This is a genomic window from Aurantimonas endophytica, from assembly GCF_014196845.1.
In the GTDB taxonomy this organism is placed as follows: domain Bacteria; phylum Pseudomonadota; class Alphaproteobacteria; order Rhizobiales; family Rhizobiaceae; genus Aurantimonas; species Aurantimonas endophytica.
This window is the reverse complement of record NZ_JACIEM010000001.1, coordinates 157,854-183,327: the sequence shown is the minus strand read 5'-3', so window position 1 is coordinate 183,327 and position 25,474 is coordinate 157,854. Positions and strand designations below refer to the sequence as shown.

The 25,474-nt window shown below is 66.2% G+C and carries 21 protein-coding genes; 10 read left to right on the top strand and 11 right to left on the bottom strand.

What is annotated here, in order from left to right; translation table 11 throughout:
* Window positions 1-82: 82 nt before the first annotated feature.
* The 7 genes from GGR03_RS00910 to GGR03_RS00880 form a co-directional block, all read right to left on the bottom strand.
* On the bottom strand, window positions 83-838 hold the full coding sequence (locus GGR03_RS00910; protein ID WP_183205482.1) for an FkbM family methyltransferase: 756 nt from the start codon (window positions 836-838) through the stop codon (window positions 83-85).
* A 9-nt stretch (window positions 839-847) separates the two neighbouring features.
* The gene (locus GGR03_RS00905; protein ID WP_183205480.1) at window positions 848-2,065 is read right to left on the bottom strand and encodes a hypothetical protein; all 1,218 of its coding nucleotides are present in this window, start codon (window positions 2,063-2,065) and stop codon (window positions 848-850) included.
* Window positions 2,066-2,127: 62 nt separating this feature from the next.
* On the bottom strand, window positions 2,128-3,582 hold the full coding sequence (locus tag GGR03_RS00900; RefSeq protein WP_183205478.1) for an aspartate aminotransferase family protein: 1,455 nt from the start codon (window positions 3,580-3,582) through the stop codon (window positions 2,128-2,130).
* An 11-nt stretch (window positions 3,583-3,593) separates the two neighbouring features.
* Complete coding sequence (locus GGR03_RS00895) at window positions 3,594-4,607, bottom strand: NAD-dependent epimerase/dehydratase family protein (protein ID WP_183205476.1); 1,014 nt, start codon at window positions 4,605-4,607, stop codon at window positions 3,594-3,596.
* Entirely contained in the window at window positions 4,604-5,038 is a 435-nt protein-coding gene (locus GGR03_RS00890) for an EamA family transporter (RefSeq protein WP_183206961.1), read from the bottom strand. The genes GGR03_RS00895 and GGR03_RS00890 overlap by 4 nt, the downstream gene beginning before the upstream one ends.
* Window positions 5,039-5,121: 83 nt before the next feature.
* Window positions 5,122-6,540 carry an FAD-binding oxidoreductase gene (locus tag GGR03_RS00885; RefSeq protein WP_183205474.1) on the bottom strand — a complete coding sequence of 473 codons (1,419 nt, stop codon included), beginning with the start codon at window positions 6,538-6,540 and terminating at the stop codon, window positions 5,122-5,124.
* Window positions 6,533-7,969 (bottom strand): UbiA family prenyltransferase, encoded by a 1,437-nt coding sequence (locus tag GGR03_RS00880; RefSeq protein ID WP_183205471.1) that lies wholly within the window; start codon window positions 7,967-7,969, stop codon window positions 6,533-6,535. The genes GGR03_RS00885 and GGR03_RS00880 overlap by 8 nt, the downstream gene beginning before the upstream one ends.
* 386 nt (window positions 7,970-8,355) lie before the next feature.
* Here GGR03_RS00880 and carB point away from each other — a divergent pair, with 386 nt between their 5' ends.
* The 3 genes from carB (at window position 8,356) to GGR03_RS00865 (ending at window position 13,683) form a co-directional block, all read left to right on the top strand.
* Window positions 8,356-11,787, top strand: a complete 3,432-nt coding sequence (gene carB / locus GGR03_RS00875; RefSeq protein ID WP_183205469.1) for a carbamoyl-phosphate synthase large subunit — start codon at window positions 8,356-8,358, stop codon at window positions 11,785-11,787.
* Window positions 11,788-11,953: 166 nt separating this feature from the next.
* The gene (gene greA, locus GGR03_RS00870) at window positions 11,954-12,427 is read left to right on the top strand and encodes a transcription elongation factor GreA (RefSeq protein WP_163043778.1); all 474 of its coding nucleotides are present in this window, start codon (window positions 11,954-11,956) and stop codon (window positions 12,425-12,427) included.
* Between the two features lie 197 nt (window positions 12,428-12,624).
* The gene (locus tag GGR03_RS00865) at window positions 12,625-13,683 is read left to right on the top strand and encodes a glycosyltransferase family 4 protein (RefSeq protein ID WP_183205464.1); all 1,059 of its coding nucleotides are present in this window, start codon (window positions 12,625-12,627) and stop codon (window positions 13,681-13,683) included.
* Here GGR03_RS00865 and GGR03_RS00860 read toward each other — a convergent pair.
* Together GGR03_RS00860 and GGR03_RS00855 are read right to left on the bottom strand one after the other, a co-directional pair.
* Window positions 13,647-14,501 carry a glycosyltransferase family 25 protein gene (locus GGR03_RS00860; protein ID WP_183205463.1) on the bottom strand — a complete coding sequence of 285 codons (855 nt, stop codon included), beginning with the start codon at window positions 14,499-14,501 and terminating at the stop codon, window positions 13,647-13,649. The two genes, GGR03_RS00865 and GGR03_RS00860, sit on opposite strands and share 37 nt — an antisense overlap.
* A 16-nt stretch (window positions 14,502-14,517) precedes the next feature.
* Window positions 14,518-15,903 carry a TrkH family potassium uptake protein gene (locus tag GGR03_RS00855; RefSeq protein WP_183205462.1) on the bottom strand — a complete coding sequence of 462 codons (1,386 nt, stop codon included), beginning with the start codon at window positions 15,901-15,903 and terminating at the stop codon, window positions 14,518-14,520.
* 267 nt (window positions 15,904-16,170) lie between these two features.
* Between GGR03_RS00855 and trxB the strand changes: the two genes are divergently transcribed.
* The 7 genes from trxB (at window position 16,171) to GGR03_RS00820 (ending at window position 23,673) form a co-directional block, all read left to right on the top strand.
* Entirely contained in the window at window positions 16,171-17,142 is a 972-nt protein-coding gene (gene trxB, locus GGR03_RS00850) for a thioredoxin-disulfide reductase (protein ID WP_183205461.1), read from the top strand.
* Window positions 17,143-17,196: 54 nt separating this feature from the next.
* On the top strand, window positions 17,197-18,093 hold the full coding sequence (locus GGR03_RS00845; protein WP_163043641.1) for a LysR family transcriptional regulator: 897 nt from the start codon (window positions 17,197-17,199) through the stop codon (window positions 18,091-18,093).
* A gap of 60 nt (window positions 18,094-18,153) precedes the next feature.
* The gene (locus GGR03_RS00840) at window positions 18,154-18,957 is read left to right on the top strand and encodes a metallophosphoesterase (protein WP_183205460.1); all 804 of its coding nucleotides are present in this window, start codon (window positions 18,154-18,156) and stop codon (window positions 18,955-18,957) included.
* A 289-nt stretch (window positions 18,958-19,246) separates the two neighbouring features.
* Window positions 19,247-20,263, top strand: coding sequence for an SOUL family heme-binding protein (locus GGR03_RS00835; protein WP_183205458.1), 1,017 nt, complete (start codon window positions 19,247-19,249; stop codon window positions 20,261-20,263).
* A 253-nt stretch (window positions 20,264-20,516) separates the two neighbouring features.
* Window positions 20,517-21,227, top strand: a complete 711-nt coding sequence (locus GGR03_RS00830; RefSeq protein WP_183205457.1) for a hypothetical protein — start codon at window positions 20,517-20,519, stop codon at window positions 21,225-21,227.
* A 205-nt stretch (window positions 21,228-21,432) separates the two neighbouring features.
* Window positions 21,433-22,359 (top strand): Gfo/Idh/MocA family protein, encoded by a 927-nt coding sequence (locus GGR03_RS00825; RefSeq protein WP_183205455.1) that lies wholly within the window; start codon window positions 21,433-21,435, stop codon window positions 22,357-22,359.
* A gap of 45 nt (window positions 22,360-22,404) precedes the next feature.
* Entirely contained in the window at window positions 22,405-23,673 is a 1,269-nt protein-coding gene (locus GGR03_RS00820) for a cytochrome P450 (RefSeq protein WP_183205453.1), read from the top strand.
* On the opposite strand, the gene GGR03_RS00815 is transcribed toward GGR03_RS00820, so the two are convergent.
* Entirely contained in the window at window positions 23,663-24,010 is a 348-nt protein-coding gene (locus tag GGR03_RS00815) for a cupin domain-containing protein (RefSeq protein ID WP_183205450.1), read from the bottom strand. The genes GGR03_RS00820 and GGR03_RS00815 overlap by 11 nt on opposite strands.
* A 114-nt stretch (window positions 24,011-24,124) precedes the next feature.
* Window positions 24,125-25,402, bottom strand: coding sequence for an O-acetylhomoserine aminocarboxypropyltransferase (locus GGR03_RS00810; protein ID WP_183205448.1), 1,278 nt, complete (start codon window positions 25,400-25,402; stop codon window positions 24,125-24,127).
* Between the last annotated feature and the right edge of the window lie 72 nt (window positions 25,403-25,474).

The following is a 25,474-nucleotide window of genomic DNA, read 5'->3' as shown; positions in this document are numbered from 1 at the left end:
GCTGCAAGAGACGCGGCACTCATTTGCGACACGGGGAAAGCCGGCGGCGACCTCGACGGTCGACGCGCGCGGTCAGCGCCGCTCAGGCGAAGGCCCAGACGTCCTCGCCGTAGAAGCCGACGCTGTATCCGGCGGTCTTCAGCTTGACGACGACCTGGCCGATCTCGGCGGCCGGCAGCGCGCCGATCTCCACCTTGATCATGCCGGGGCGGTAGCGGGCGATGTCGAACTGGTCGAACACCACCCAGTCGGCGCCCTCGCAATCGACCAGGAAGGCGTCGATATGGTCGAGCCGGTTGCGGTCGAGGACGGTCTGCAGCGGCTCGGACGGCACGCTGATGTCCTTCAGGTGCTGGGCGAAATTCGAGAAGTTCGCGTCCTCCTTGCCCCAGGCGTCCTTGCCGGACATCAGGTTGGTGTCGGTGACGGAGGAGCAGCCGATGAACTCGATCGGCAGCGTCCCGGCCTCCAGCGCCTCGGCCTCGAAGGTGCGGATGGCTATCGTGCCGGTCTCGCGGGTGATCGCCACCGGCTCGATGACGAAGCGCTCGGTGTCAGGGTAGTTCCTGCGCAGGCGCTGCTGGTTGTAGGGAATCGGCTCGACCAGCACGGCCCGGGCATTGGGGATGCGATGCAGCCAGGGCGTCACGTCGTCGAAGAGGACGCCGTCGCAGGCGCCGACATTGACCATGACGAAAGGCCGGCCCCTGCCGAGGCGCGCCCGGATCGCGGCCTTGGCGAGATAGCGCGTGCCAAGCAGAGCGGGCGCGCGATCGAGAAGGCCTGCCGGAAGCCCGAGGGAAACGGCGATGCGTGCGGCATGGGACAGACGGGACATGGCGATATCTCAGTTGGGCCGGCGAGCGGACGGGGTGAAGGCGGCGGTGGCGGTGGCGAAATCCGGCTTCCAGGCTTCGAGCAGGATCATCAGGAAGGGCGCGACGAAGATGAAGTAGACGCGGTCGTCCGGCAGCGGGAAGGTCACATACTTGCCGATGAAGCAGAGGACGATGGCGGTGAGCACCATCGTGGCATTCCGGTCTGCCCCCCGGCCGCGGGCGGCGAGCAGCAGCCAGCCGAGCAGCAGCACCGCCATGATCATCGGCCAGTTGTTGAAGCGCAGCCCGACATTGATGCCCCGCACGATGCCGTGCAGATAGGCGCCGATGCTGAAGGCCGGCTCGAAGCCGCGCATGTCGTTCTGCAGCGCGATGTTCGAGAAGTAGTAATGCGGCCACCAGCCGGGATGCCCGGCCGCCTCGGCGATCGGCCCATACATCAGTACCGCGGCGAGGAAGGCGAGCAGCATCGGCAGCCGCCCCTGGCCGAAGGCGAGCGCCGCCAGCAGCAGGGCGAAGAGGAAGATGATTCCGTCCGGGCGCACCAGGAACATGGCGAGCAGGAACGGCACCGACAGCCAGTAGCGGCCCTTGGCAGCAAGATAGATGCCCGGAATGCCGAACGCCGCCATCATCATGTCGGGCGTCGCCAGCATCGCCATGTCGAAATAGCCGGCGAGCAGCAGCACGGGCGCGGCGAGCAGCAGCGATTGCGAGAACCCGTGCCGGACTGCCCAGGCCAGCAGGACGAGCCCGACCACCAGCGTCGACAGGCTGGCAACGATGGCCGTCGCGGTCACCGGTTCGACCAGACGATCGAGATAGCGCAGCGCGAGGATATAGCCGAGCTTCACCCGGTACATCGACAGCTGCGAAACGAAGTGGTCGGGATTGGCGAACTGGTCGACGATGTAGGTGTTGCCGCGGGTGATCTCGTACCACTGGAAGTCAGAGATGCCGTAGCGCGTCGCCTCCCAGGCGGCCGTATGCAGCGCCTGCGGACCCTCGTAACGGTCCTCCAGCGAGGCCGCGATGTAGGGCGCCATGTCCCAGTTGTGTTCCGGCTTGATCAGCCCGAACAGCGACGACAGGAGGACGAAGAGTGCGAAGGCGGCGACCGCCAGTGTCGAGAAGACCCGTGCGGTCATGAAGCCGGCGACGCGGCGGCCGAGCTCGCGCATCGGGCCGGAGTCGATCGGGCGGTGGAAGTCGGTTGCAATGCTCATGCCGGGCTTCCCCGCGTCAGGTTGATATCGGGCAGGCTTCGGCCGGGCGCGAGGCGTCGCGCTCAGCCCATCTGCGACTTCACGAAGTCCTTCACGATCGACACGATGCCGCGCGACAGGAGGTCGTCCAGGGCGTCGCAGAACTGGTCGACATGCTCCTCGCCGCAGATCAGCGGCGGCTCGAGGCGGATGACGTTGCGGTTGTATTCGGTGAAGGCGACCAGCACGTCATAGTCGCGCAGCAGCAGCGCCCCGATGAAGCCCGACAGCGAGCCTTTCAGTTTGTCGTCGAGGATCGCCACCATCGGGCGCAGCGCCAGCGGCAGGGTGCGCGAGAAGTCCTGGAACTCCAGCCCGACCATCAGGCCCTGGCCGCGCACTTCCTTGATGATCGTCGGGTATTTCTGCCGGATCGCCTCCAGGCGTTCGAGGAGATAGGCGCCGACCTCCTCGGCATTGCCGATCAGGTCCTCGTCATAGAGGACGTTCAGTCCCTCGATCGCGGTGACGCAGGCCTCGCCGATGCCGCCGAAGGTCGCCTGGGCGTGGATCATCGCCGTCTTCGGCGTGCCGTAGGCCTTCATGTAGACCTCGCGGCGGGCGATCATCGCACCGACCGCCGCCTTGCCGGCGCCGAGCGACTTGGCGAGCGCTGTAACATCCGGCACGACGCCATGATGCTCGAAGGCGTAGAAGCGGCCGGTGCGGCCGTAACCGCACTGCACCTCGTCGGCGACCCACATCACCTTGTGCTTGTCGCAGAGGGCGCGCACGCCCTGCCAGTAATAGGTCGAGGCCTGGACGATGCCGCCGCCGCCCTGCACCGTCTCCAGCACGACGACGCCGATGTCGGGATCGCTCTCGACGCAGGCGGTCAGCGCCTTGAGGTCGCCGAACGGCACCTTGTAGCGGTTCTCGACCAGCTTGAACTCGCCCTGGTAGAGCGTCGAGTCGGTGATCGACAGGACGCCCTTGGTCTTGCCGTGGAACGAGTTCTCGGCGTGGACGATCTTGCAGTTCTTCCGGCCCGAGGCGCGCTCGGCGACCTTGACGGCGGCTTCCATGGCTTCCGAGCCGGACGAGCCGAGGAAGACCATGTCGAGGCTGCCGGGGCTGACCGCGGCGAGGTTCTTCGCCAGCGCCGAGGCGTATTGCGACAGGAAGGCGATGGCGATCTCGTGCCGCTTCTCGTCCTGGAAGCGCCGGCGCGCCTCGATGATCCGCGGGTGGTTGTGACCGAAGGCGAGCGAGCCGAAGCCGCCGAAGAAATCGAGGATTTTCCGGCCGTTCTGGTCGGTGTAGAACATGCCCTCGGCGCTCTCGACCTTCACCTTGTGGAAGCCGAGCAGCTTCATGAAGTGGAACTGGCCGGGGTTGATGTGGTCCTTGAACAGATCCGCCATCGACTGCACGTCGAGGGACTTGGCCTCCTCGACCGACAACAGGTTCGGCTTGGCCGGCCCGCGGCGCAGCGGGGCGTCGAGCGGGGGAGCGGTCACTACGGGACGGTCGAGCATGGCGGCGCTCCTTATTCGGCGGGTTGGATGGAGGCTTCGGCGTCGTCCTGCCGGCCTTCGCGCTTGGCGCGGTATTCCGTGTAGGCGGCGATCAGCATGTCCTCGTCGCGATACTGCGGGACCCAGCCGAGCTGGCGCTCGCCCTTCGAGACGTCCAGCACGCACATCTCGTCGGCGATCAGGTACTGCTCGGGATCCATCAGCGGCATGTTGAGCCGGTCGAGCAGGTCGAGCGTCCGCTTGACCGCCCAGCCTGGCGTCGGCACGAGCAGCGACTTCGAACCCGCATGTCTGATGAGGTCGCCGAGCAGCTTCCTGACCGGTGGCGGGTTGAGCGAGCCGAGATTGTAGGCCTCGTTCGGAACGCCCGCCTTCCAGGCAAGCCGGGCCGCCTCGGCGCAGTCGAAGACCGAGATGAACTGGTAGGGGTTCTTGCCCGACCCGATCATCGGCACCGGCAGGTTGCCGTCGATGAGCTTGAACAGCTTTTCCAGGATGCCGAGCCGACCCGGTCCGATGATCAGGCGCGGGCGGAACAGCGAGATGTTCATGCCCCGCTCGCGCCACTCGGCGGCGAGATGTTCGGTGTCGAGCTTCGACTGCCCGTATTCGCCGAGCGGCGAGACCGGGTGCTCCTCGGTCATCGGATAGATCACGGTATGGCCGTAGATCATGTCGGTGGTGAAGTGGACGAGGTCCTTCGCCCCCGCCGCGTCCATCGCCTCGATGATGTGCTTCGTGCCGTGATAGTTCACCGGATAGAAGAAGTCGTGACGCTTGGCACGGACCTGGATCGGCGAGAGCATCTTGGCCGAAAGGTTGTAGACCATGTCGCCCGGCTGGATCGGCACGGCGCGCACCGCCGCCGGAACGGTCACGTCGGCTTCGATGAAGCGCGAGCGGCGGTAGTGCGGCAGGTCGCTGCGATGGATGTCGGCGACGACCACTTCCTCGCCGTCGGCGACCAGCTTCTGGGCAAGGTGGCGGCCGACGAAACCGTCGCCGCCGAACAGGATATGCTTCATCGTGAGACCTCACGGGTGGAATCGGCAGGAAGGGCGGCGATCTCGTCCTCGCCGTGGATGGGCGAGCCGCCCTGGGCGATGAACACGGTGCCGACGCAGATCAGCGCGATGCCGGCAATGCGCATGGCATTGAGGTCCTCGCGGAAGACGAAATAGGCGAACACCGCCACCGCCACGTAAGCCAGCGAAAGGAACGGATAGGCGTAGGACAGCTCGACCTTCGACAGGACGTAGAGATGCGAGGCCATCGAGATCACGAAGACGCTCAGCCCCATGAAGACCCAGGGGCTGAAGACGATCTGCAGGATCTTGAACAGCGGGTTGACGCCGGCGAACGACAGCGGCCCTAGCTGCATCATGCCGTATTTCAGCATCAGCTGCGCTGCGGCGTTGGTCAGCACCGTAAACAGAATGAACGGCAGAAACTTCAGCATCGTCAGGAACCTGGTTGGGACAAGCAATGACATGGCCTGCCGCGACATGCGGAAATTACCGCACTGAGCCTTTCGGAAGGTTAATACGTCGGAGTACTTGCGCCGCCGACTACAGCCACTGCGCGGAAGGGTAAATTTTGGATTTTTGTTTCCGCTAGAACTTTATCTCCGGCAGCCGAGGCTGGTGCCAGCCGAAGGGCGGTGCGGCGCCAGAAATCGGAGCAGAAGACCGGGTCACGGAGCGCTTCCAGTTCAGCCCAGCGCGGGAACCCGGCCGCGAACGTTGCGGGCGACATCCGTGCATCCTTGTAGGGATTGACCGCTCCACCCGCCCCGATCGCGATGCTGTCGAGTTCGGCCAGAAGCTTCAGCGTCCGTTCGCCACGATCTGGGAAATCGAGCGTCAGCGTGTAGCCCTCGCGGGGAAAGCTGGTGAGGCCCGGACTGGCCACGGCGCCGAACCGCTTGAGAACGGTAAGGAACGACCCCTGCCCCGCCCGCTGGGCGCACGTGATCAGCGCGCGCACGGCATCGGGACCAGCAGCGAGCGGCACAACGCTCTGATGCTGGTGCAGCCCGTGCGGGCCGTAGAGGCGGTTCCAGCGGCCGATCCGGTCGAGCGGATAGAAGAAGCTGTCGAAGCGAACGACGCGCTGGCGCGAACCGTCCGGGGAGCGGCGGAAATATCCGCCGTTGAACGCCGAGAGGCCGAGCCCCCGCAGCGGACTGACGGGCGGCGTGAAGGGGATGGTGATGAGAGGTCGCGCCGCGACGCCCGAGCGGTCGCCCTCGGCCGCGTGATCGCCGGTGATGAGATGGCCGCGGCCGAGCGAAGCCCCGGTGACGAGCGAGTCGATCCAGGCGACGGCGTATTCGTGCCGGAGGTCGGCGGCTTCCGCGAGATCGAAATATTCGTCGAGACTACCGAAGCGGGTCGTCGTCTCGTCGATCGACAGCGACGGCACCTTGAGCAGGCGGATCGTCGCCTGCCGGATGAGGCCGGTGAGGCCCATGCCGGCGATGGTCGCGGCGAAGAGCTCCGGCTCTATGTCCCGGCTGCAGCTCAGGAGGCCTCGGTCGGATCGTTCGAGCTCGAAGCTCTCGACCCAGTTGCCGAAGGTGCCGCGCCGGTGATGGTTCTTGCCGTGGATGTCGTTGGCGATGGCGCCGCCGAGGGTGATGAACTGCGTGCCGGGGGTCACCGGCAGGAACCAGCCGGCCGCCGCGACGTGGTGGGTGATTTGCGAAAGCAGGATTCCGGCATCTGCCGTCAGCGTTCCCCCGACCGGATCGAAATCATGGATCCGGGCTTGCCCGCGGCTGTCGATCAACGTGCCGGCGTCGTTATGGCAGGAATCGCCGTAGGAGCGGCCGTTGCCGTAGGGGAGCAGGCTGCCATCGCCGCGCCTGCCCGCCAGCGCGCCGAGATCTTCAACGCAGACCGCTGCCCGGTGTACCGGCTTCAGACGTCCCCAGCTCGGATAGGTGGCGTCAGACATAGGCGCCGAGCAGGAAGAGGGTGGCGCCAAGGCCGATCATCATCTGGCTGCGCCAATCCTGCATGATGAACACCACCGGATCCTCATGCATCTCGTTGCGCCGCGCGAGGATCCAGATCCGCACGATGATGTAGAGGACGAGCGGGCAGAGCGGCCAGACGAGGTACGGCTCGGCGAAATGTTCGCGGATGGCGGGACTGTCGATGTAGAGCGCCAGGACGAGGACCGCTGCGAAGCCGGACGACATGCCCGCCTGCGACAGGGTCTCCAGATCGGCGTCGACATAGCCGCGGCCGGTTTTCGAGCGGTGCGCGCCGACGCCGAAGTCCTGCAATTCGGTGAAGCGCTTCACCAGCGCCAGCGACAGGAAGAAGAACACGGAGAAGGCCAGCAGCCAGAACGAGGACTCGGCGCCCGCAGCCTCCGAGCCGGCGATGATCCGCGTCGTGTAGAGGCCGGCCAACGTCAGGACGTCGATCAGGAGCATGCGCTTGAGAAAGAACGAATAGGCCGTGGTGGTGACCATGTAGGCGGCCAGCACGACCGCGAACTCGACCGGCAGGATGGCGGCAATGCCGAGGGAGATCGCAAGCAGGCCGCAGGCCAGCTTCAACCCCGTTGGAATGGCGATGGCGCCGCTGGCGAAGGGCCGCCGGCGCTTCGTCTTGTGCCGGCGGTCGGCCGTCAGGTCGAGCAGGTCGTTGAAGATGTAGACGGCCGAGGCGGCGGCGGAAAAACTGATGAAGGCGAGGAGCCCTGCGAGCAGCATCTGCAGATCGAGGAACTCGTGCGTCAGCGCGATCGGCACGAAGACCAGGATGTTCTTCAGCCACTGATGTGGCCGCATCGCCTTGATGACCGCCCGGACCGCCCCGGCTTCGGCGTCGATCCGGGCCGACCCGGTTCGCGCCTGCCAGAGATGGGCCGTCCTGTCCGGCGCCACGACCGTCGCCGTCGCGGCCTTCTCGAGGAGGCAGATGTCCTCGTGGGAATTGCCGACATAATCGAAATCATGCTCACCATGTTCGGCGAGGATCCGGTCGAGCTTGCGGGCCGAAGTCAGGTTGACCGTGTCCGAGGAAGCCATCACCGCATCGAACAGGCCGAGATGGTCGGCGACGGCGTGGGCGAGCTTCTCGTTGGCGCCGGTAGCGAGGATGATGGTCCGGCCCGCCGCCTTCTCGCGGCGGAGCAGCTCGACCACCTCCTCGCGATAGGGCAGCAAGGCGGCGTCCATCTCGCAGCCGCGCGCCAGCTCCGCCTTCAGCCTCGACTTGCCTTCGGCCATCCAGCCCGGCACGCGCCACAGGAGCGCCGGCTCCTGGCGTGCGACGAGGAACAGCGTCTCCCACAACAAATCGCTACGGATGAGCGTGCCGTCGAGGTCGACGAAGATCGGTCGTTCGGTCTGCGGCGCTCTGGCGTCCACCGGTCATGCCTCCCTGTCGCGTCCTGCGTCGGATCGCGTGAAGTCCGGCTATATCTGTCAGCGAAAGCGGTTTCGACCGGGTGAATCCCGGCTGCCGTTCGGGCATCCGCGGAAGGTGAAGCTGCGAAGGGAGTCAACAAACTCCCAATCTTCCAGGTCGTTTTTGACGGGCAGTGCAGCGGGCCGAGAGACCCTCGTCGGCACGGCACGGCGGCGCAGCAACCGTCTTTCGGCCCAACTCGCTGATTTCGCGAATTCCGCCCTTCCGGATTGGCTTCCTCTTCCCTATAAGGCGGCCTCAGCCTCTCAGGAACGATCTGCCGCCGGCCGCGCTTTGCGCGGGTTCCGGGTTTTCGGCACGCAACAACAGCGGATTTAGCCCTCCCATGCCGAAACGCACCGACCTCAAGACGATCCTCATCATCGGTGCCGGCCCGATCATCATCGGCCAGGCCTGCGAGTTCGACTACTCGGGGACGCAGGCTTGCAAGGCGCTGAAGGAAGAGGGCTACCGGATCGTCCTGGTCAATTCGAACCCGGCGACGATCATGACCGATCCCGATCTTGCCGACGCCACCTATATCGAGCCGATCACCCCGGAGATCGTCGCCAAGATCATCGCCAAGGAGCGGCCCGACGCGATCCTGCCGACCATGGGCGGACAGACGGCGCTGAACACCGCCCTGTCGCTGCGCCGGATGGGCGTCCTGGAGAAATACGGGGTCGAGATGATCGGCGCCGACGCCGACGCGATCGACAAGGCCGAGGACCGCGCCTTGTTCCGCGAGGCGATGGCCAAGATCGGGCTCGCGACGCCGAAATCGATGCTGGCGAATGCCACCGAAGCCAAGGCGGCCGACCGGCGCGTCCACGACGAGCGCAAGGCGGAGATCATCGCAGAAACCGCCGACGACGCGGAACGCGAGACCAGGCTTGCCGCTCTGGAGCACGACTGGCTGATGGGCGAGGCCGACCGCAAGCAGCGCTACATGACGCGCGCCCTCGGCTCGGCCGCCGAAGCGCTGGACGAGGTCGGCCTGCCGGCGATCATTCGGCCGTCCTTCACGCTCGGCGGCACCGGCGGCGGCATCGCCTACAACCGCTCCGAGTTCTTCGAGATCGTCGAAACCGGCCTCGACGCCTCCCCGACGACCGAGGTGCTGATCGAGGAAAGCGTGCTCGGCTGGAAGGAGTACGAAATGGAGGTCGTCCGCGACAAGGCGGACAACTGCATCATCGTCTGCTCGATCGAGAACGTCGATCCGATGGGCGTGCACACCGGCGATTCGATCACCGTCGCGCCGGCGCTGACGCTGACCGACAAGGAATACCAGATCATGCGCAACGCCTCGATCGCGGTCTTGCGCGAGATCGGGGTGGAGACCGGCGGATCCAACGTGCAGTTCGCCGTCAATCCCGAGGACGGGCGGCTCGTCGTCATCGAGATGAACCCGCGCGTGTCGCGCTCCTCGGCGCTGGCGTCGAAGGCGACGGGCTTCCCGATCGCCCGCGTCGCCGCCAAGCTTGCTGTCGGCTACACGCTGGACGAGCTCGACAACGACATCACCGGCGGGGCGACGCCGGCTTCATTCGAGCCGTCGATCGACTACGTCGTCACCAAGATCCCGCGCTTCGCCTTCGAGAAGTTCCCCGGCGCCGAGCCGATCCTGACCACCGCGATGAAATCCGTCGGCGAGGTCATGGCCATCGGCCGGACCTTCGAGGAGTCGCTGCAGAAGGCGCTGCGCGGCCTCGAGACCGGCCTCGACGGGCTCGACGAGATCGAGATCCCCGGCATCGGCGAGGGCGACGACAAGAACGCCATCCGCGCCGCACTCGGCACGCCGACGCCGGACCGGCTGCTGATGGTCGCCCAGGCGCTGCGCATGGGCACCAGCCCGGAGCAGGTCCACCAGTCCTGCAAGATCGACCCGTGGTTCATCGCCCGCATCAAGGCGATCATCGACCTCGAGGAGCGCGTGCGCGAGCACGGCCTGCCGCAGGATCCCGACAATCTTCGTTTCCTGAAGTCGGCCGGCTTCTCCGACGCACGCCTGGCGAAGCTCGCCGGTACCGAGGAATCCGCGGTATCGGCGCTGCGCGAGCGCCTCGACATCCATCCCGTCTACAAGCGGATCGACACCTGCGCCGCCGAGTTCGCCTCGCCGACACCCTACATGTACTCGACCTACGAGCGGCCCTTCGCCGGCGCGCTGCGCTCGGAAGCCGAGGTGAGCAGCGCCAGGAAGGTCGTCATCCTCGGCGGCGGCCCGAACCGTATCGGCCAGGGCATCGAGTTCGACTATTGCTGCTGCCACGCCGCGTTCGCGCTCAACGACGCGGGCTACGAGGCGATCATGATCAACTGCAATCCGGAGACGGTCTCCACCGACTACGACACGTCGGACCGGCTATATTTCGAGCCGCTGACCGCCGAGGACGTGCTGGAGATCCTGCGCGTTGAGCAGACCGCCGGCACGCTGGTCGGCGTCATCGTCCAGTTCGGCGGCCAGACGCCGCTGAAGCTCGCCGAAGCGCTGGAGCGCGCCGGCATTCCGATCCTCGGCACCTCGCCCGACGCGATCGACCTCGCGGAGGATCGCGACCGCTTCCAGCGGCTGCTCAACGAGCTGGGCCTTCGCCAGCCGAACAACGGCATTGCCCGCTCGGTCGAGGAGGCGCGCGAGATCGTCAAGCGGATCGGCTATCCGGTCGTCATCCGCCCCTCCTACGTGCTGGGCGGCCGGGCGATGGAGATCGTCCGCAACGAGGCGCAGTTCGAGCGCTACATGCACACCGCCGTCGTCGTTTCCGGCAAGTCGCCGGTGCTGATCGACTCCTACCTGTCCGACGCGATCGAGGTGGACGTCGACTGCCTGAGCGATGGCAAGGCGACCTATGTCGCCGGCATCATGGAGCATATCGAGGAAGCCGGCATCCATTCCGGCGACAGCGCCTGCTCGCTGCCGGTGCACTCGCTTTCGCGGGCGATCACCGACGAGCTGTCGCGGCAGACCCGCGAGATGGCGCTGGCGCTCAAGGTCGGCGGGCTGATGAACGTGCAGTTCGCCATCAAGGGCGAGGACATCTACGTGCTCGAGGTCAATCCCCGCGCCTCGCGCACGGTGCCTTTCGTCGCCAAGACGATCGGCTCGCCGATCGCCAAGGTGGCGGCGCGGATCATGGCCGGGGAAACCCTCGACGCGGCCTTCGCCGCCTATGGCGGTGCGCCGGATCCGCACGGGCTGAAGCACATCGCGGTCAAGGAGGCAGTCTTCCCCTTCGCCCGATTCCCCAATGTCGACACGCTGCTTGGACCGGAGATGCGCTCGACCGGCGAGGTCATGGGTCTCGACTACGACTACACGCTGGCCTTCGCCAAGGCGCAGCTCGGCGCGGGCGTCGAACTGCCCCGCGACGGCACGGTGTTCGTCTCGGTCCGGGACAGCGACAAGGACCGGGTCCTCGCCCCGGTCCGCCTGTTGCACTCGCTCGGCTTCCGGATCATCGCGACCGGCGGGACGCAGCGCTTCCTGGTGGAAAGCGGCGTGCCGGCCGAGAAGATCAACAAGGTGCTGGAAGGCCGGCCGCATATCGAGGACGCGATCCGCAACCGGCGCGTGCAGCTCGTGCTGAACACGACCGAGGGCGCCAAGGCCCTGTCCGATTCGCGCTCGCTGCGGCGCGCTGCGCTCATCCACAAGGTGCCCTACTACACGACGCTGTCGGGCATGATCGCCGCTGCCGAAGCCATTGCAGCGCTTCGCGAGGGCAATCTTGAAGTTCGCCCGCTCCAGTCGTACTTTACAGCCGTCTGATTGCAACAACGCCGCTCGGACGGGCGAATCGGATATCTTCGCAGTCCGTTGTCACGCTGGTTCCGTACGGGTCGTACCGTTCGGGGCCGGTTTGTTATTGTGCTCCGGCCATGCCGGCAACGAACGATAGGCGACCGGTCCGCCGGGCGTCGGAAAGGTGGAGGCGATGGACAAGGTCCCGATGACGAGTGCCGGCTTCGAGTCGCTCAAGGAAGAGCTTCGTCGGCGTCAGCAGGAAGAGCGCCCGCGGATCATCGCGGCGATCTCCGAGGCGCGCGCTCACGGCGATCTCTCGGAGAACGCCGAGTATCACGCCGCCAAGGAATCGCAGAGCCTGAACGAAGGCCGCATCTCCGAGCTGGAGGACCTGACGGCGCGCGCCGAGGTCATCGACGTCGCCAAGATGTCGGGCGACCGGGTCAAGTTCGGCGCGATCGTGAAGCTCGTCGACGAGGATACCGAGGAAGAGAAGACCTACCAGATCGTTGGCGACCAGGAAGCCGACGTGAAGAATGGCCGTATCTCGATCTCGTCCCCGATCGCCCGGGCACTGATCGGCAAGGGTGAAGGCGACACGGTCGAGGTCACCGCACCGGGCGGCGCACGCTCCTACGAGATCCTCGAACTGCGCTGGGGCTGATCCTGCCTGCTTCTCCGTGGCCCTCCGCCTGAACTCTCGGGCGGAGGGCCACGAACTATCCCTTCCCCCGTGCTGTGCCCTGCCCTGATCACACGTGGCCGGCACGTTCCCCCGGAATGCGACCACGCGTTCCGTCATGGGCAATGCCCCCGCGACCGCGCGGACCGGTTCGTTTCCTTCGGCACGAGAACAACCCCATGACCATCCGCGACGTCGAGGTCATCGCGCCGAACTTCAAGCGTCGCCTGTCGGGCGTGACCTCGACGATCGTCCAGCTCCTGCCGCTGCAGGCTCTCGACATCGGCATCGCGACGATGGGGCCGGACGTGCTGCCGAACTCGGTGCCACGGCTCGGCTACGGCGCCCTTCTCGCCTTGTGGCAACGGCCGGCGCGGCATCGGCGCCGCATCTGGCACGCCCGCCGCAATACCGAGATGCTGGCCGGCGTCATCCTTCGCGACATCTTGCGGATGAAGCTGCGGCTGCTCTTCACCTCGGCGGCGCAGCGGCGCCACACCGCCTGGACGCGCTTCCTGATCCGGCGGATGGACGCGGTGATCGCCACCAGCGAACGTAGCGCTGCGTTTCTCGACGTGCCTGCCACCGTGATCCTGCACAGCATCGACCTCGACCGCTTCGGCCCCGATGGTCCGCAGCCGGCAGGGCGTATCCCAGCGGCGCTAGAAGGCCGACAAATCGTCGGCTGCGCGGGACGCATCCGCCACCAGAAGGGAACCGACGTCTTCGTCGACGCGATGGTCGCCCTGCTGCCGTCAAGGCCGGGCTGGACCGCCGTGATGACCGGTCGCACCACGGCCGAACATTCAGCGTTCGAGGCAGGCCTGCGCGACCGGATCGAGAAAGCCGGTCTGGCGGATCGCATCCGCTTCCTCGGCGAGGTCGACGACGTCGCCCCCTGGTTCCGCCGCTTCGACCTCTATGTCGCGCCGCCGCGCAACGAGGGTTTCGGTCTGACACCGCTGGAGGCGATGGCGAGCGGCACCCCCGTTGTGGCAAGCGATGCGGGTGCGTTCGCGGAGATGATCTTGGACGGCACGACGGGACGGGTCGTTCCGGCCGGCGATGTCGCTGCCCTCGCTGCAGCGATCGCACCCTATCTCGACGATGACGAACTTCGGCAGCGAACCGGGCAGGCAGCACTTGCCCATGTGCGGGCGGCGTTCCCGCTGGCGCGCGAGGCCGAGCAGATCGGCGCGGTCTACCGCTCGCTCTGGGCGATGGACGATCGCGACTGAAGATCCGCCCCCGGCTCGCCAACCTGCCGGAATTCGTCGAGGTCGACCTCGGGCCGGCGCAGGACCAGCGGCCCGAGGCGCCCGAGCTGATAGCGGATCAGGGCCAGTTGGCCGACGAACCGCCGTGCCCGGTATTTGATCGAACCCTCCTGCAGCGTCAGTCTCTGGCGCGGCTGGTGGATCTGAGTCACCGTCGCGATACCGGGATCGATTCCCTCGCCCGCGAGGATATGTGCCTGGACCGCGAGCGCCGGCTCCACCTGCGCGATCCGCAGTCGCCCATGCTGGTACATGAACGCGTCGGCCGGCGCTGCTTGCGTCGCAAGGGCCGCCAGCAGCTTCCGGGCTCCGCCGGGGCTGACATAGTAGGCAGCCGTCCCGGTCTTCTCCCGCGCCACGGCGGTCAGCCGTGTGCCTTCCTGCCGAACCGCTCCCGAGCGCCGGAAGTATTTCCGGCGGCCGTACCATTCGAGATTGACGTTGTCCCACTCCGTCGGCGCCGCGGACCGCAGGAATTCGGTCAGGCGCGGAGACAGCACCGCGTCGTCCTCGAACACGACGAGGCCGTTGCTGCCGGCGGCGGCGCGTTCCCATAATTGCGCGTGGGACAGGAGTACCGCGATCTCGATCCGGGTGATCGGCCTTTGCCAGCGCCGCGACATGGTTGCGTAGGTGGCCTCATCGACGTCGGCTGCCTCGAGCGCCCGGATCCGCTCCAGCGCGAAACCGAGCCGGCGGGCCTGGCGTTCCATGAAGGCCCGCCGCTCGACCGCACGGTCGAGATTGATGAAGAATGCCGGCAGCGGCGTATCGGCCATGTCTGGTCCCCCTGCCCTAGTCCATCCACACGGACGGAAACAGCAGGATGAGGACCGTCACCAGCTCGAGGCGGCCGAGCAGCATCACGGCCGAGAGAACCCACAATGCACCATCGGGCAGGCTGGCAAAATTGCCCGCCGGACCGATGATCTGGCCGAAGCCGGGGCCGACATTGGAGATCGCCGTCAGACAGCCGGAAAACGCCGTGATGAGGTCCAGCCCGATCATCGTCAGCAGGACGGTGCCCATCAGCAGCGTTCCGAAATACAGGAAGAAGAAGATCGTCACGGTCTGGATCGTCTGGGTCGAGATGTCGTCATTGCCGTATTTCAGGCGGATGACGGAGTGTGGCCGGACGAGGCGCCGGAAGCTGGCCCGCACCACGAGATACAGGATGACGAGGCGGTTGGCCTTGATGCCGCCAGAGGTCGAGCCGGCGCAGCCGCCGAGGAAGGTCGCCAGGAAGAAGAGGCCGATCGCCGCGTTCGACCAGAGCGTATAGTCGTCCGAGGCATAGCCGGTGGTGGTGATCACCGAGACGAGGTTGAAGGCCGACGAGATCAGCGCCTCGCCGAAGGGCGTCTCGTTGACGATCCGGCGGGTGACCGCGATCGAGAAGCTGAGCACGAGGCAGGTCATCAGGAAGACCAGGATCTGCGGGTCGCGCCAGAGCTGGAAGCGCCGCGGCAGGAAGGCCTTGATGTAGATGACGAAGGGCAACGCGCCGAGGATCATGAAGAGGGTGGAGGCAACCAGGATGCGGTTGTCCTCGAAATAGCCCATCGAGGCGTCATGGGTGGAGTAGCCGCCGGTCGAGAGCGTCGTCATGGCGTGATTGATGGCGTCGAAGAAGCTCATACCCAGCGAGGTGTACGCGGCCGCGCACAGCATGGTCAGCGTGACATAGGCGGTGATCAGCCCACCGGTCAGCTGGTTCACCCGCGGCAGAACCTTGTCCGACTTGTCGGAGCTTTCCATGTGGAACAGCGCCATCCCGCCGGCCTGTAGCGAGGGCAGGATCAGCAGCACCATGCCGATGATACCGATGCCGCCCAGCCACTGCAGCAGCGAACGCCACAGCAGGATCCCGGGCGGCAGTGCGTCGAGGCCCGAGATCACCGTTGACCCGGTGGTGGTAAGCCCCGACATGGCTTCGAAGAACGCCCCGGCATAGGTGACGTTGACCGAGGAGAAATAGATCGGCAGCGAGCCGACGACCGTCGCGAACAGCCAGACCGTGGTCACCAGCAGGAAGCCGAGGCGCGGCGTGAATTTCGGTCGCTCGCCGCGCGTGGCGACGGCGATCAGCACGCAGACCATGCCGACCATGAAGCCGGAACCGACGAAGACCCGCCAGTCGTCGTTGTTGTCGGCAAGATCGACGAGGGCCGGCAGCATCATCGCGGCGGCGAGGCCGAGCCCGAAGATCGAGGTGACGTGGGCGATAGTCCTGAGGATGGATCGCTCCCGCGGCGTGTCGAAGGCGCACCTCTTGCCGGCGCGATCGGCGCTCTTCTAGCGCCTCCCCTGCCCCTCGGCAATCACCGCAGACGGGCCGACTTCCGGTGCCGTCACTTTGGCTGCCGTGTTGCAGGCCGGCACCCCCTCGTCTATTGAACGGTCCTGTTTGCGGGGCCATCTGCCAGAGGCCATTCGAGCGAGGCCACCATGACCGAACGCCATGCGGAAGTACTGATTCTCGGTTCCGGCCCGGCCGGCTACACGGCCGCGATCTATGCCGCCCGTGCCATGATGAAGCCGCTGCTCGTCGCCGGACTGCAGGAGGGCGGCCAGCTCACCATCACCACCGACGTCGAGAACTATCCAGGCTTCGCCGATCCGATCCAGGGCCCCTGGCTGATGGAGCAGATGAAGGCGCAGGCCCTGCATGTCGGCGCCGAGATGGCGAGCGACCTGATCGTCTCGGCCGACCTGCATCACCGCCCCTTCCGGCTGGTCGGCGATTCCGGCACCGTCTACACCTGCGACGCGCTGATCATCGCGACGGGTGCGCAGGCCAAATGGCTCGGCCTGCCGAGCGAGAACACCTTCCAGGGCTTCGGCGTCTCGGCCTGCGCGACCTGCGACGGCTTCTTCTACCGGGGCAAGGACGTCGTCGTCGTCGGCGGCGGCAACACCGCCGTGGAGGAAGCGCTCTATCTGTCGAACATCGCCAGCAAGGTCACGGTGGTGCATCGCCGGGACGAGTTCCGCGCCGAACGCATCCTGCAGAACCGGCTGTTCGCCACGCCCAACATCGAAGTGATCTGGGATACCGCGGTCGACGAGATCGTTGGGCAGACGGAGCCGATGAAGTCGGTCGAGGCCGTGCGGCTGCGCAACCGCATCTCCGGCGAGATCGTCGAGCGCAAGACCGACGGCGTCTTCGTCGCAATTGGCCACGCGCCGGCGGTCGAACTGTTCGTCGGGCAGCTGCGGCAGAAGCCTTCCGGCTATCTCTGGGTCGAACCCGGCACGACCCAGACCTCGGTCCCGGGCGTCTTCGCCGCCGGTGACGTCGCCGACGACGTCTACCGGCAGGCCGTCACCGCTGCGGGTCTCGGATGCATGGCAGCCCTCGAGGCAGAGAAATGGCTGGCGGCCCGAACCGCCGACGAGACCCGCGTCGCCGCGGAGTAACACTCGCCGAAGGCGTCACGCCTTCTTCCAAGGCCATTCGAGGAAACACCACCCATGGCGCTCGATTGGGACAAGCTGCGGATCTTCCATGCTGCGGCGGAAGCCGGCTCGTTCACCCACGCCGCCGATGCGCTCAATCTGAGCCAATCGGCGATCAGCCGGCAGGTCGCCGCGCTCGAGAACGAGATCGGCGTGCCGCTCTTCCACCGCCATGCCCGCGGCCTGGTGCTGTCCGAGCAGGGCGAATTGCTCTTCCAGACCGCGAACGACGTGCTGAAGCGGCTCGAAGCGGTTCGCGTGCAGTTGACCGAGACGCGCGAGAAGCCGACCGGCAAGCTCCGCGTCACCACCACGGTCGGCCTCGGCTCCGGCTGGCTCACCGAGCGGTCGAAGGAGTTTCTCGAGCTCTATCCAGAGCTTGAGTTGCAGCTGGTCTTCGACAACGAGGAAATCGACCTCACCATGCGCAAGGCGGACGCGGCGATCCGCCTGCGCCAGCCGCAGCAGCCGGACCTGATCCAGCGCCGGCTGTTCACGGTGCATTTGCACGTCTACGCCGCGCCCTCCTATCTCGCCCGTTTCGGCACGCCCGAGACGATCGAGGACCTCGACCATCACCGCATCATCACCTTCGGCGAGCCGGCACCGAACTATCTGCGCAACCTCAACACGCTGGAGACGGTCGGGCTGCCAGAGGGCAAGTCGCGAAGCCCGATCCTGCAGATCAACAACCTCATGGCGATCCGCTCCGCCATCGAGAGCGGCATCGGCCTGGCCTTGCTGCCGGACTACATGGTCGACAAGCGCGCCAAGCTGGTCCAGGTCCTGCCGGAGATGGAGATGCCGACCTTCGACACCTATCTCTGCTATCCCGAGCAGATGCGCAGCGCCGCCAAGCTCAAGGTCTTCCGGGACTTCCTGATCTCCAAGGCCCGCACCTGGGCGTTCTGACGCTCTGCCGCCGGGGACGGGCAGGTCGTGGCCCCCGCCGCTACAGGGATTGATGAAGCGATGCTGACAGAGTCACCCTCGCGGGTCATCGCCATCGGCGACGTGCATGGTGCTTCCGATCTCCTGGAGACGCTGCTGGGCCGCCTTGACCAGGCTGCGCCCGGCTGGCCGATCTATTTCCTCGGTGACATCGTCGATCGCGGGCCCGACAGCCGTCGCGCGATGGATCTCGTCGAAGCCACCCTCGAAGCCCGTCCGGGCTCGAAGCTGCTGCTCGGCAATCACGACGACTGGCTGCTGCGGTTCCTGGAGGACCGGCTTTCTCTTTCCGAGGCTCTGCACTGGCTGGCGCAGGGCGGAGGCGAGACGCTTCAGTCCTACGGGGTCGCACCCGGCGCGGACCTGGATGAGGCGCGCCTGCATGTGCTGGGTACGCGGCCGAGCCACCTGCCTCTCCTGAATTCCGCCTCCGTTCTGGAAAGCGTCGACGGCTTCGCCTTCGTGCATGCCGGCATCGACCCGCTCCGACAGCTGGACGAGCAGCAAAGGCACGACTGTCTCTGGATGCGGGAGCCCTTCCTCGGCCATGTCGGGCTTCTTGGACATGTGGTGGTGCACGGTCATACGCCGCTTAAGGACGGCAGGCCCGTGGTCACCGAAAACCGCATATCGATCGACACGGCGGCGGTTCTGACGGGCGTGCTTACCGCAGCCCTCATCGATGTCGCCGACGGCAGCATCGGCTTCCTCGCGACCGGGAAGGCCGGCTGCGTGACCGCAGCCCAGCCGCACCGCCTGAATCGCGGATTGGGCACGGCGCTGGATCGGCTGACGCGAACCGACGTCTTTTCCACGTCCCGCTGAGCCTCGGGCAAAAAAAGGGGCGGCCTGAGGCCGCCCGAGTAAGGCTGGAGTATCAGGTCATGAAAAACCCGATGCTGTCCTAATGCGCTTACGCATCAATGGTTGCACTGCCGGAGCATGAATCTCGCACCGGCGTGAGGGTAATCGGGCTGATCGGATTCGGCGCCGCTCGATCGTTTGCAACGCAACCATCCTTCCGGGTCGACGTTATCGCGGGAAGCGCCGCATTGTCCTACCGCGAGGACGCGGTTCTGCCTGCGACCGAACGGAATGACTCAGGAGTCCAAACATGTTTCGCGACAAGCCCAGCACCTACGACCGCCTTGCCGACACGTTGAGCGGCATCGGCGACCGCCTCGCGGAGCTCGAGGAGCAGGCCGTCGAGCGCTTCCATCCGGCGCCGAGCCGCACCGAGCGCGTCCGCCGGGCCATCGCGCGTAACATCCCGTTTCATTCCGAGCCGACCGGCGTCGCTCGCTACCTGCCGGAGTTCATGACCGGCTGGAACATGCCGTCGACCACGGATGCGCGCCGCCACATGCTGTCGCTTCGCGACTCCGCCGGCGACAGCGTCGATGACGCGCGCGGCTACTTTGCCGACGCCCGCCGGCATCTGCCGGACTTTCGCCTGCCGCGCTTCACCAGCTTTCGTCGCGGCATGGAAACCGAGCGTGGGCTGGACTATCTCCGCAACCGCCCGGAACTGACTGCCCTCCTCGTCGTCGGCGGCGCCGTGGCGGTCGTCGGGACGGCCTACTACGTTACCAAGAAGGTGCAGGACCACGCCGAGGAGCCGGATTACGACGTCGTTCGCGAGGACGGGACGATCGAGATCCGCGACTACGATGCGATGATCGTCGCCGAGACGATCAAGAGCGGCTATCACGAGAAGGCTCGCCGGTCGGGCTTTGAAACGCTGGCCGACTACATCTTTGCCCGCAACCGCGACGGCAAGAAGATCAAGATGACCACCCCAGTGCTGCAGCAGCTTGCGGAAGGCGATGGCCGGACCAAGGGCTGGGCGATCCGCTTCGTCATGCCGAAGAAGTACACAATGGCCAGCCTGCCGAAGCCCGCCGGCAGCGACGTGACGCTGAAGGACATGCCGGCCCGGCGGATGGCGGCGATCCGGTTCTCCGGCAATTTCAGCGCGACGCTCGCCAGCAAGCAGCTGATGAACCTCTACAACTACCTCGCGGACAACAATCTGAAGCAGAAGGGCGACCCGCAATACGCCTTCTACAACCCGCCCTGGACGCCCGGCTTCATGAAGCGCAACGAGATCCTCATCGAGATCGAGCGCTGATCCAAGGCTTGGCTTCCATAGAGGAAGCATCCTTATAAAGAATAATGAGGCCCGCTTTCGGCGGGCCTTTTTCATGTCTGCCTGCGGCCGGAACGCTGGAGTTTGTCAGATTCGCCGGCCGTCCGAGGCCTCGTTAAAACTATTCCTATTAACTGGAAATCAAACATTACTCATCGAAGGCCCCATTGGTCTTGTCGAATAGCTAGTCTCGGCAGTTATATCGAAACAATCGGTGTGACAGGAGACCAGGTCCTTGAAGATTTCCGTAGCGCTTGCCGCGACCGCCGGCTTCCTTGCGGTTACACCGAGCCTGGCCGGCGGGCGGCCCACGGCCTGTTACGAACCCGTGCAAGCTCCGGCGCTATATTCCACCGTTGCGGAAGACGTGCTCGTCCGCCCCGGCCGTGTGGTCTACGACGTCGTGCCGGCGCGATACGGCTACGCCACCCGCGAGGTTCTCGTCGAGCCGGAGCAGATAACCAGCGAACGCATCCCCGCGGAATACACCACCGTGGCAAGGCAGGTGTTGCTGCAGCGCGAGCAGGTCATCCGGCGCTCGGCGCCCCCGGTCTATCGGACCGTCGTCGAGACGGTGATGATCGAGCCGGCGCGCGAGACGTGGGAGTGGCGCGTCATCAAGGGCAAGCGGGTCTATTGCCGGATCGTCCTGCCCGCCCGCTACGGCACGCGCGAGCGCACCATTGTCGAGCCCGGCGAGAGCTGGGACGAGGTCGTCCCTGCCGAGTACGGTGTCGAGTATGTGCAGGTCATGCTCGCGCCCGAGCGCTATCGCCAGCACGTGATCCCCGCCCGCTACGAGACGGTTCGCGAACAGGTGGTGATCGAGCCGGAGCAGACGATCGCACGGGAGATACCGGCGCAGTACGAGACGAGGCACAGGACCGTGAAGGTGCGCGAGGAGCGCGCCGGCTGGCGCCAGGTGCATTTGCGCGGTTCCTGCTGAGCCGGCCTGACACCCGCCCGACACGCCCGGGTACCGGCCTGTTGGCCGGAGCCCGCATCCGCTGCGATCGGACCCACCCATTGCCGAAGCCGGCCCCGACTTCTAGAACCGGCCCTGAACCCACCCCTCCGACTTGAGGGTCGGGAACGACGCCCGGCTGGACGGAACGGCGGGTCTCGGAATTGAACGGTTCGGGGATGACATCTTGGAAGACACGATAAGGATCGGCGTCATCGGCTGCGGCGTGATGGGCAGGAACCACGTCCGCGTGCTGGCCGATACGAAGGGCTTCGAGCTGGTCGGCATCGTCGACCACAATGTCGACGTGCGCGAGGCTGCAGCGCGCGCCAGCGGCGCCGCCGCCTGCGCCACGCCAGAGGACCTGATCGCGCTCGGTATCGATGCCGCCGTCGTGGCGCTCCCCACCTCGCTGCATCACGATGTTGGCTCGCAGTTGATCCAGGCAGGCGTCCACGTCCTCATTGAGAAGCCCATCGCGCGTACCGTCGAGGAAGCCCGCGCGCTCATCGCGCTGGCCGAGGCGCATGACCGCCGACTGATGGTCGGTCACGTCGAACGGTTCAATCCGGCCATCGAGGGCCTGCGGCAGGCGATCGGCGACGAGGAGATCCTGTCCGTTGCCGTGACCCGCGTCGGGCCCTTCCCGCCGCGCATCGGCGACGTCGGCATCGTCATCGACCTCGGCGTTCACGACATCGACCTGATCCGCTGGTTGACCCGCTCCGAGATCGTCGACCACCAGACCTTGGTCTCCCGCACGATCGGCGAGCACGAGGACATCGCCTTCATGCAGTTCCGGATGGCGAGCGGGGCGCTGGCCAGCATCAACACCAACTGGCTGACGCCGTTCAAGCAGCGCCGGATCGACGTCTCGACCCGCGACCGCTTCATCAGCTGCGACATGCTGCTGCGGACCGTTTCGGAATTCTCGCGCTACCAGCCGGACGGCGGCTATCTCCACCGCAGCATCGGCATCGGCTTCCACGAGCCGCTGAAGGCGGAGCTGCAGGCGTTCCGGGCGGCCATTCTCGGCACCGCTCCGGTGGCCGTCACCGGCGCCGACGGCGCCCGTGCCCTCGAGATCGCGCTGACGTCCCTCGGCGATGCCTGAACGACCGGCCCGAGTCTCGTTTCTCCCCGCGACCGGCGCCAGCTGATGCCGCCACTGCCGGCCAGTTTCGGCGTGGCGGACGGCGTGCTCCGCCTCGACCCGCGCGATCCGGGGTTCTACCAGGATCCCTACACGGCCTATGAGGAACTGCATCGCCACGGCGGCATCGCGCGCTGGGCCGAGACCGGAACGCTGGCCGTGGCGGACCACGGGACGGTCAGCGCCCTGCTGCGGGACCGGCGCTTCGGCCGGATCCTTCCTGCAGGCGAGGACGGGCGCCCGGACTACAGCGACAAGCCCCCGCACCTTGCCGATTTCTACGCCATCGAAGCCCGCTCGCTGCTGGACCTTGAGCCGCCGACGCATACCCGGCTCCGGAGTCTCGTCACCCGCGCCTTCGTCTCGCGGCAGATCGAGCACCTCGCGCCGCGGATCGGCGCGATCGCCAACGAGCTGATCGACGGGGTCGCTGCCGAAGGCGCGGTCGAACTGGTCGAGGCGTACGCAACGCCGTTGCCGGTGCGGGTAATCGCCGAGCTGATCGGCGTACCGAGCACGGATGCCCCGCTGCTCGTCGACTGGTCGCACCGGATGGTGGCGATGTACCGGCTCGGCCGCACGCAAGAGGTGGAGACCAGCGCCAATGCGGCGGCCCTCGATTTCGCCGCCTATCTTCGCACTGTCATCGCCGACAGGCGCCGGAAGCCGGCAGACGATCTGGTCTCGGCGCTGATCGCGGCGGAAAGCGATGGCGGCCGGCTCGACGAGGCCGAAATGGTCGCGACCCTGGTGCTGCTGCTGAACGCCGGGCACGAGGCGACGGTTCACCAGATCGGCAATGCCGTGAAGGCAATCATCGAGTCGGGCCAGGACCCTGCACGGCTTTTCTGCAACCCTGATTCAACCGCGGCCACGGTGGAGGAATGCCTGCGCTTCGACACGCCGCTGCATCTGTTCGAGCGCGTGGCGCAGGAGGCCGTGACACTCCGGGATGGCCGGCAACTTCAGCGCGGCGACCGTGTCGCCCTGCTGCTCGGCGCCGCCAACCACGACCCGGCGGTGTTCGAGCGCCCCGGCGAGTTCCTGGCCGGACGAGCGGCGAAGCCGCACGTCTCGTTCGGCGGCGGCATCCATTTCTGCGTCGGCGCGCCGCTGGCGCGGCTGGAACTGGCGATCGCGCTGGGCACGCTGTTCCGGCGGCTGCCGGACCTGGCGCTCGCCGTCGCGCCGCATTACCGCGACAGCTGGCACTTTCGCGGGCTGGAGCGGCTCAAGCTTCGCTTCCGACCGCAGGGAACGGCGCTTACACCTTGATGACGTAGTGCTTTTTCGTTGGCTCAACGACCGTCCAGCGGCCCTTGAAGCCGGGGCGGATGACGAAGCTGTCGCCGGCAACGAGCTTGACCGGCTCGCCGCCCTCCTCTGTCAGTACCGAGACGCCTTCGAGGATGTGGAAGAATTCCCACTCGGTGTAGTCGATCTCCCACTCGCCGACCGTCGACTCCCAGATACCGGCATAGAGGCCGTTGCCGTCGTCCTCGAGATTCCAGGTCTTGTTGGTTGGCCGGCCGCTGCGGATCTTCTCCCTGGCGGGTGCGCCATTCTCGACCGGTACCAGAGCCTTGTCGAAGCGGACGAAATGGTCGGTCATCGCGGTTCCTCGTCGATGGTCGCGGCTGGGATCAGGCGCGGCGCCGTTGCAGGCGGCAGAATGGAAAAGACCGGACACCCGAGGCGTCCGGCCTTCAAGAAGAGGCGATGGTCGTCAGACCTTGGCGAGTGCCTGGTCGAGGTCGGCGATGATGTCCGCAACGTTCTCGATGCCGATCGAGAGCCGCACCACGTCCGGCCCGGCGCCCGCGGCGATCTTCTGCTCGTCGGCGAGTTGCTTGTGGGTGGTCGAGGCGGGGTGGATGACCAGCGAGCGCGTGTCGCCGATATTGGCGAGGTGCGAGAACAGCTCCAGCGCCTCGACGAAGGTGACGCCCACCTCGAACCCGCCCTTGAGGCCGAAGGTGAAGACCGCCCCTGCCCCCTTTGGCGAATATTTCTGCATCATCGCGTGGTTGGGGTGATCCGCGAGCCCCGAATAGGACACCCAGCTCACCTTCTCGTGGCCCTTGAGATGCTCGGCCACAGCTTTGGCGTTGTCGCAATGGCGCTGCATCCGCAGCGGCAGCGTCTCGATGCCGGTCAGGATCATGAAGGCGTTGAAGGGCGAGATCGCCGGGCCGAGATCGCGCAGGCCGAGCACCCGGCAGGCGATCGCGAAGGCAAAATTGCCGAAGGTCTCGTGCAGGACGATGCCGTTATATTCCGGCCGCGGCTGCGACAGCATCGGGTAGTGGTCGCTGGCCGACCAGTCGAACGTGCCGGCATCGACGATCGCACCGCCCATCGAGTTGCCATGCCCGCCCATGAACTTGGTCAGCGAATGGACGACGATGTCGGCACCGTGCTCGATCGGCCGGCACAGATACGGCGTCGCCATGGTGTTGTCGACGATCAGCGGGATGCCGTGCTTCTGGGCGATGGCCGCGATTGCCGCGATGTCGACGACGATGCCGCCGGGGTTGGCGATCGATTCGATGAAGATCGCGCGGGTCTTCTCGGTGATCGCCGCCTCAAAGCTCGAGATGTCGTCCGGATCGGCCCATTTCACCCGCCAGTCGAACGACTTGAAGGCATGGCCGAACTGGTTGATCGAGCCGCCATAGAGCTTGCGCGAGGCGACGAACTCGTCGCCCGGCTGCATCAGGCTCTGGAAGATGATCAGCTGCGCGGCATGGCCGGAAGCCACCGCGACCGCGGCCGTGCCGCCCTCGAGCGCGGCGACACGTTCCTCGAGCACGGCCTGGGTCGGGTTCATGATGCGGGTGTAGATGTTGCCGAACTGCTGGAGCCCGAACAGCGAGGCGGCATGGTCGACATCGTCGAAGACGAACGACGTCGTCTGGTAGATCGGCGTGGCGCGGGCGCCGGTGGTCGGATCGGGCTGAGCCCCGGCATGGATGGCGAGCGTTTCGAAACCTGGTCCTGACATGTCGTCTCTCTCCCTTCCTGCCTGATCCGCGGCATCCCGGCCCGGTCGGCAGCGTTGCTTTGGTGACGAACT

Excerpts from the sequence above, each read along its gene's own strand:
- GGR03_RS00910 (WP_183205482.1), bottom strand. The coding sequence starts at position 838 with ATGTCCCGTCTGTCCCATGCCGCACGCATCGCCGTTTCCCTCGGGCTT.
- GGR03_RS00905 (WP_183205480.1), bottom strand. The coding sequence starts at position 2,065 with ATGAGCATTGCAACCGACTTCCACCGCCCGATCGACTCCGGCCCGATG.
- GGR03_RS00900 (WP_183205478.1), bottom strand. The coding sequence starts at position 3,582 with ATGCTCGACCGTCCCGTAGTGACCGCTCCCCCGCTCGACGCCCCGCTG.
- GGR03_RS00895 (WP_183205476.1), bottom strand. The coding sequence starts at position 4,607 with ATGAAGCATATCCTGTTCGGCGGCGACGGTTTCGTCGGCCGCCACCTT.
- GGR03_RS00885 (WP_183205474.1), bottom strand. The coding sequence starts at position 6,540 with ATGTCTGACGCCACCTATCCGAGCTGGGGACGTCTGAAGCCGGTACAC.
- carB (WP_183205469.1), top strand. The coding sequence starts at position 8,356 with ATGCCGAAACGCACCGACCTCAAGACGATCCTCATCATCGGTGCCGGC.
- greA (WP_163043778.1), top strand. The coding sequence starts at position 11,954 with ATGGACAAGGTCCCGATGACGAGTGCCGGCTTCGAGTCGCTCAAGGAA.
- GGR03_RS00865 (WP_183205464.1), top strand. The coding sequence starts at position 12,625 with ATGACCATCCGCGACGTCGAGGTCATCGCGCCGAACTTCAAGCGTCGC.
- GGR03_RS00860 (WP_183205463.1), bottom strand. The coding sequence starts at position 14,501 with ATGGCCGATACGCCGCTGCCGGCATTCTTCATCAATCTCGACCGTGCG.
- GGR03_RS00855 (WP_183205462.1), bottom strand. The coding sequence starts at position 15,903 with ATGATGCTGCCGGCCCTCGTCGATCTTGCCGACAACAACGACGACTGG.
- trxB (WP_183205461.1), top strand. The coding sequence starts at position 16,171 with ATGACCGAACGCCATGCGGAAGTACTGATTCTCGGTTCCGGCCCGGCC.
- GGR03_RS00845 (WP_163043641.1), top strand. The coding sequence starts at position 17,197 with ATGGCGCTCGATTGGGACAAGCTGCGGATCTTCCATGCTGCGGCGGAA.
- GGR03_RS00840 (WP_183205460.1), top strand. The coding sequence starts at position 18,154 with ATGCTGACAGAGTCACCCTCGCGGGTCATCGCCATCGGCGACGTGCAT.
- GGR03_RS00835 (WP_183205458.1), top strand. The coding sequence starts at position 19,247 with ATGTTTCGCGACAAGCCCAGCACCTACGACCGCCTTGCCGACACGTTG.
- GGR03_RS00820 (WP_183205453.1), top strand. The coding sequence starts at position 22,405 with ATGCCGCCACTGCCGGCCAGTTTCGGCGTGGCGGACGGCGTGCTCCGC.
- GGR03_RS00815 (WP_183205450.1), bottom strand. The coding sequence starts at position 24,010 with ATGACCGACCATTTCGTCCGCTTCGACAAGGCTCTGGTACCGGTCGAG.
- GGR03_RS00810 (WP_183205448.1), bottom strand. The coding sequence starts at position 25,402 with ATGTCAGGACCAGGTTTCGAAACGCTCGCCATCCATGCCGGGGCTCAG.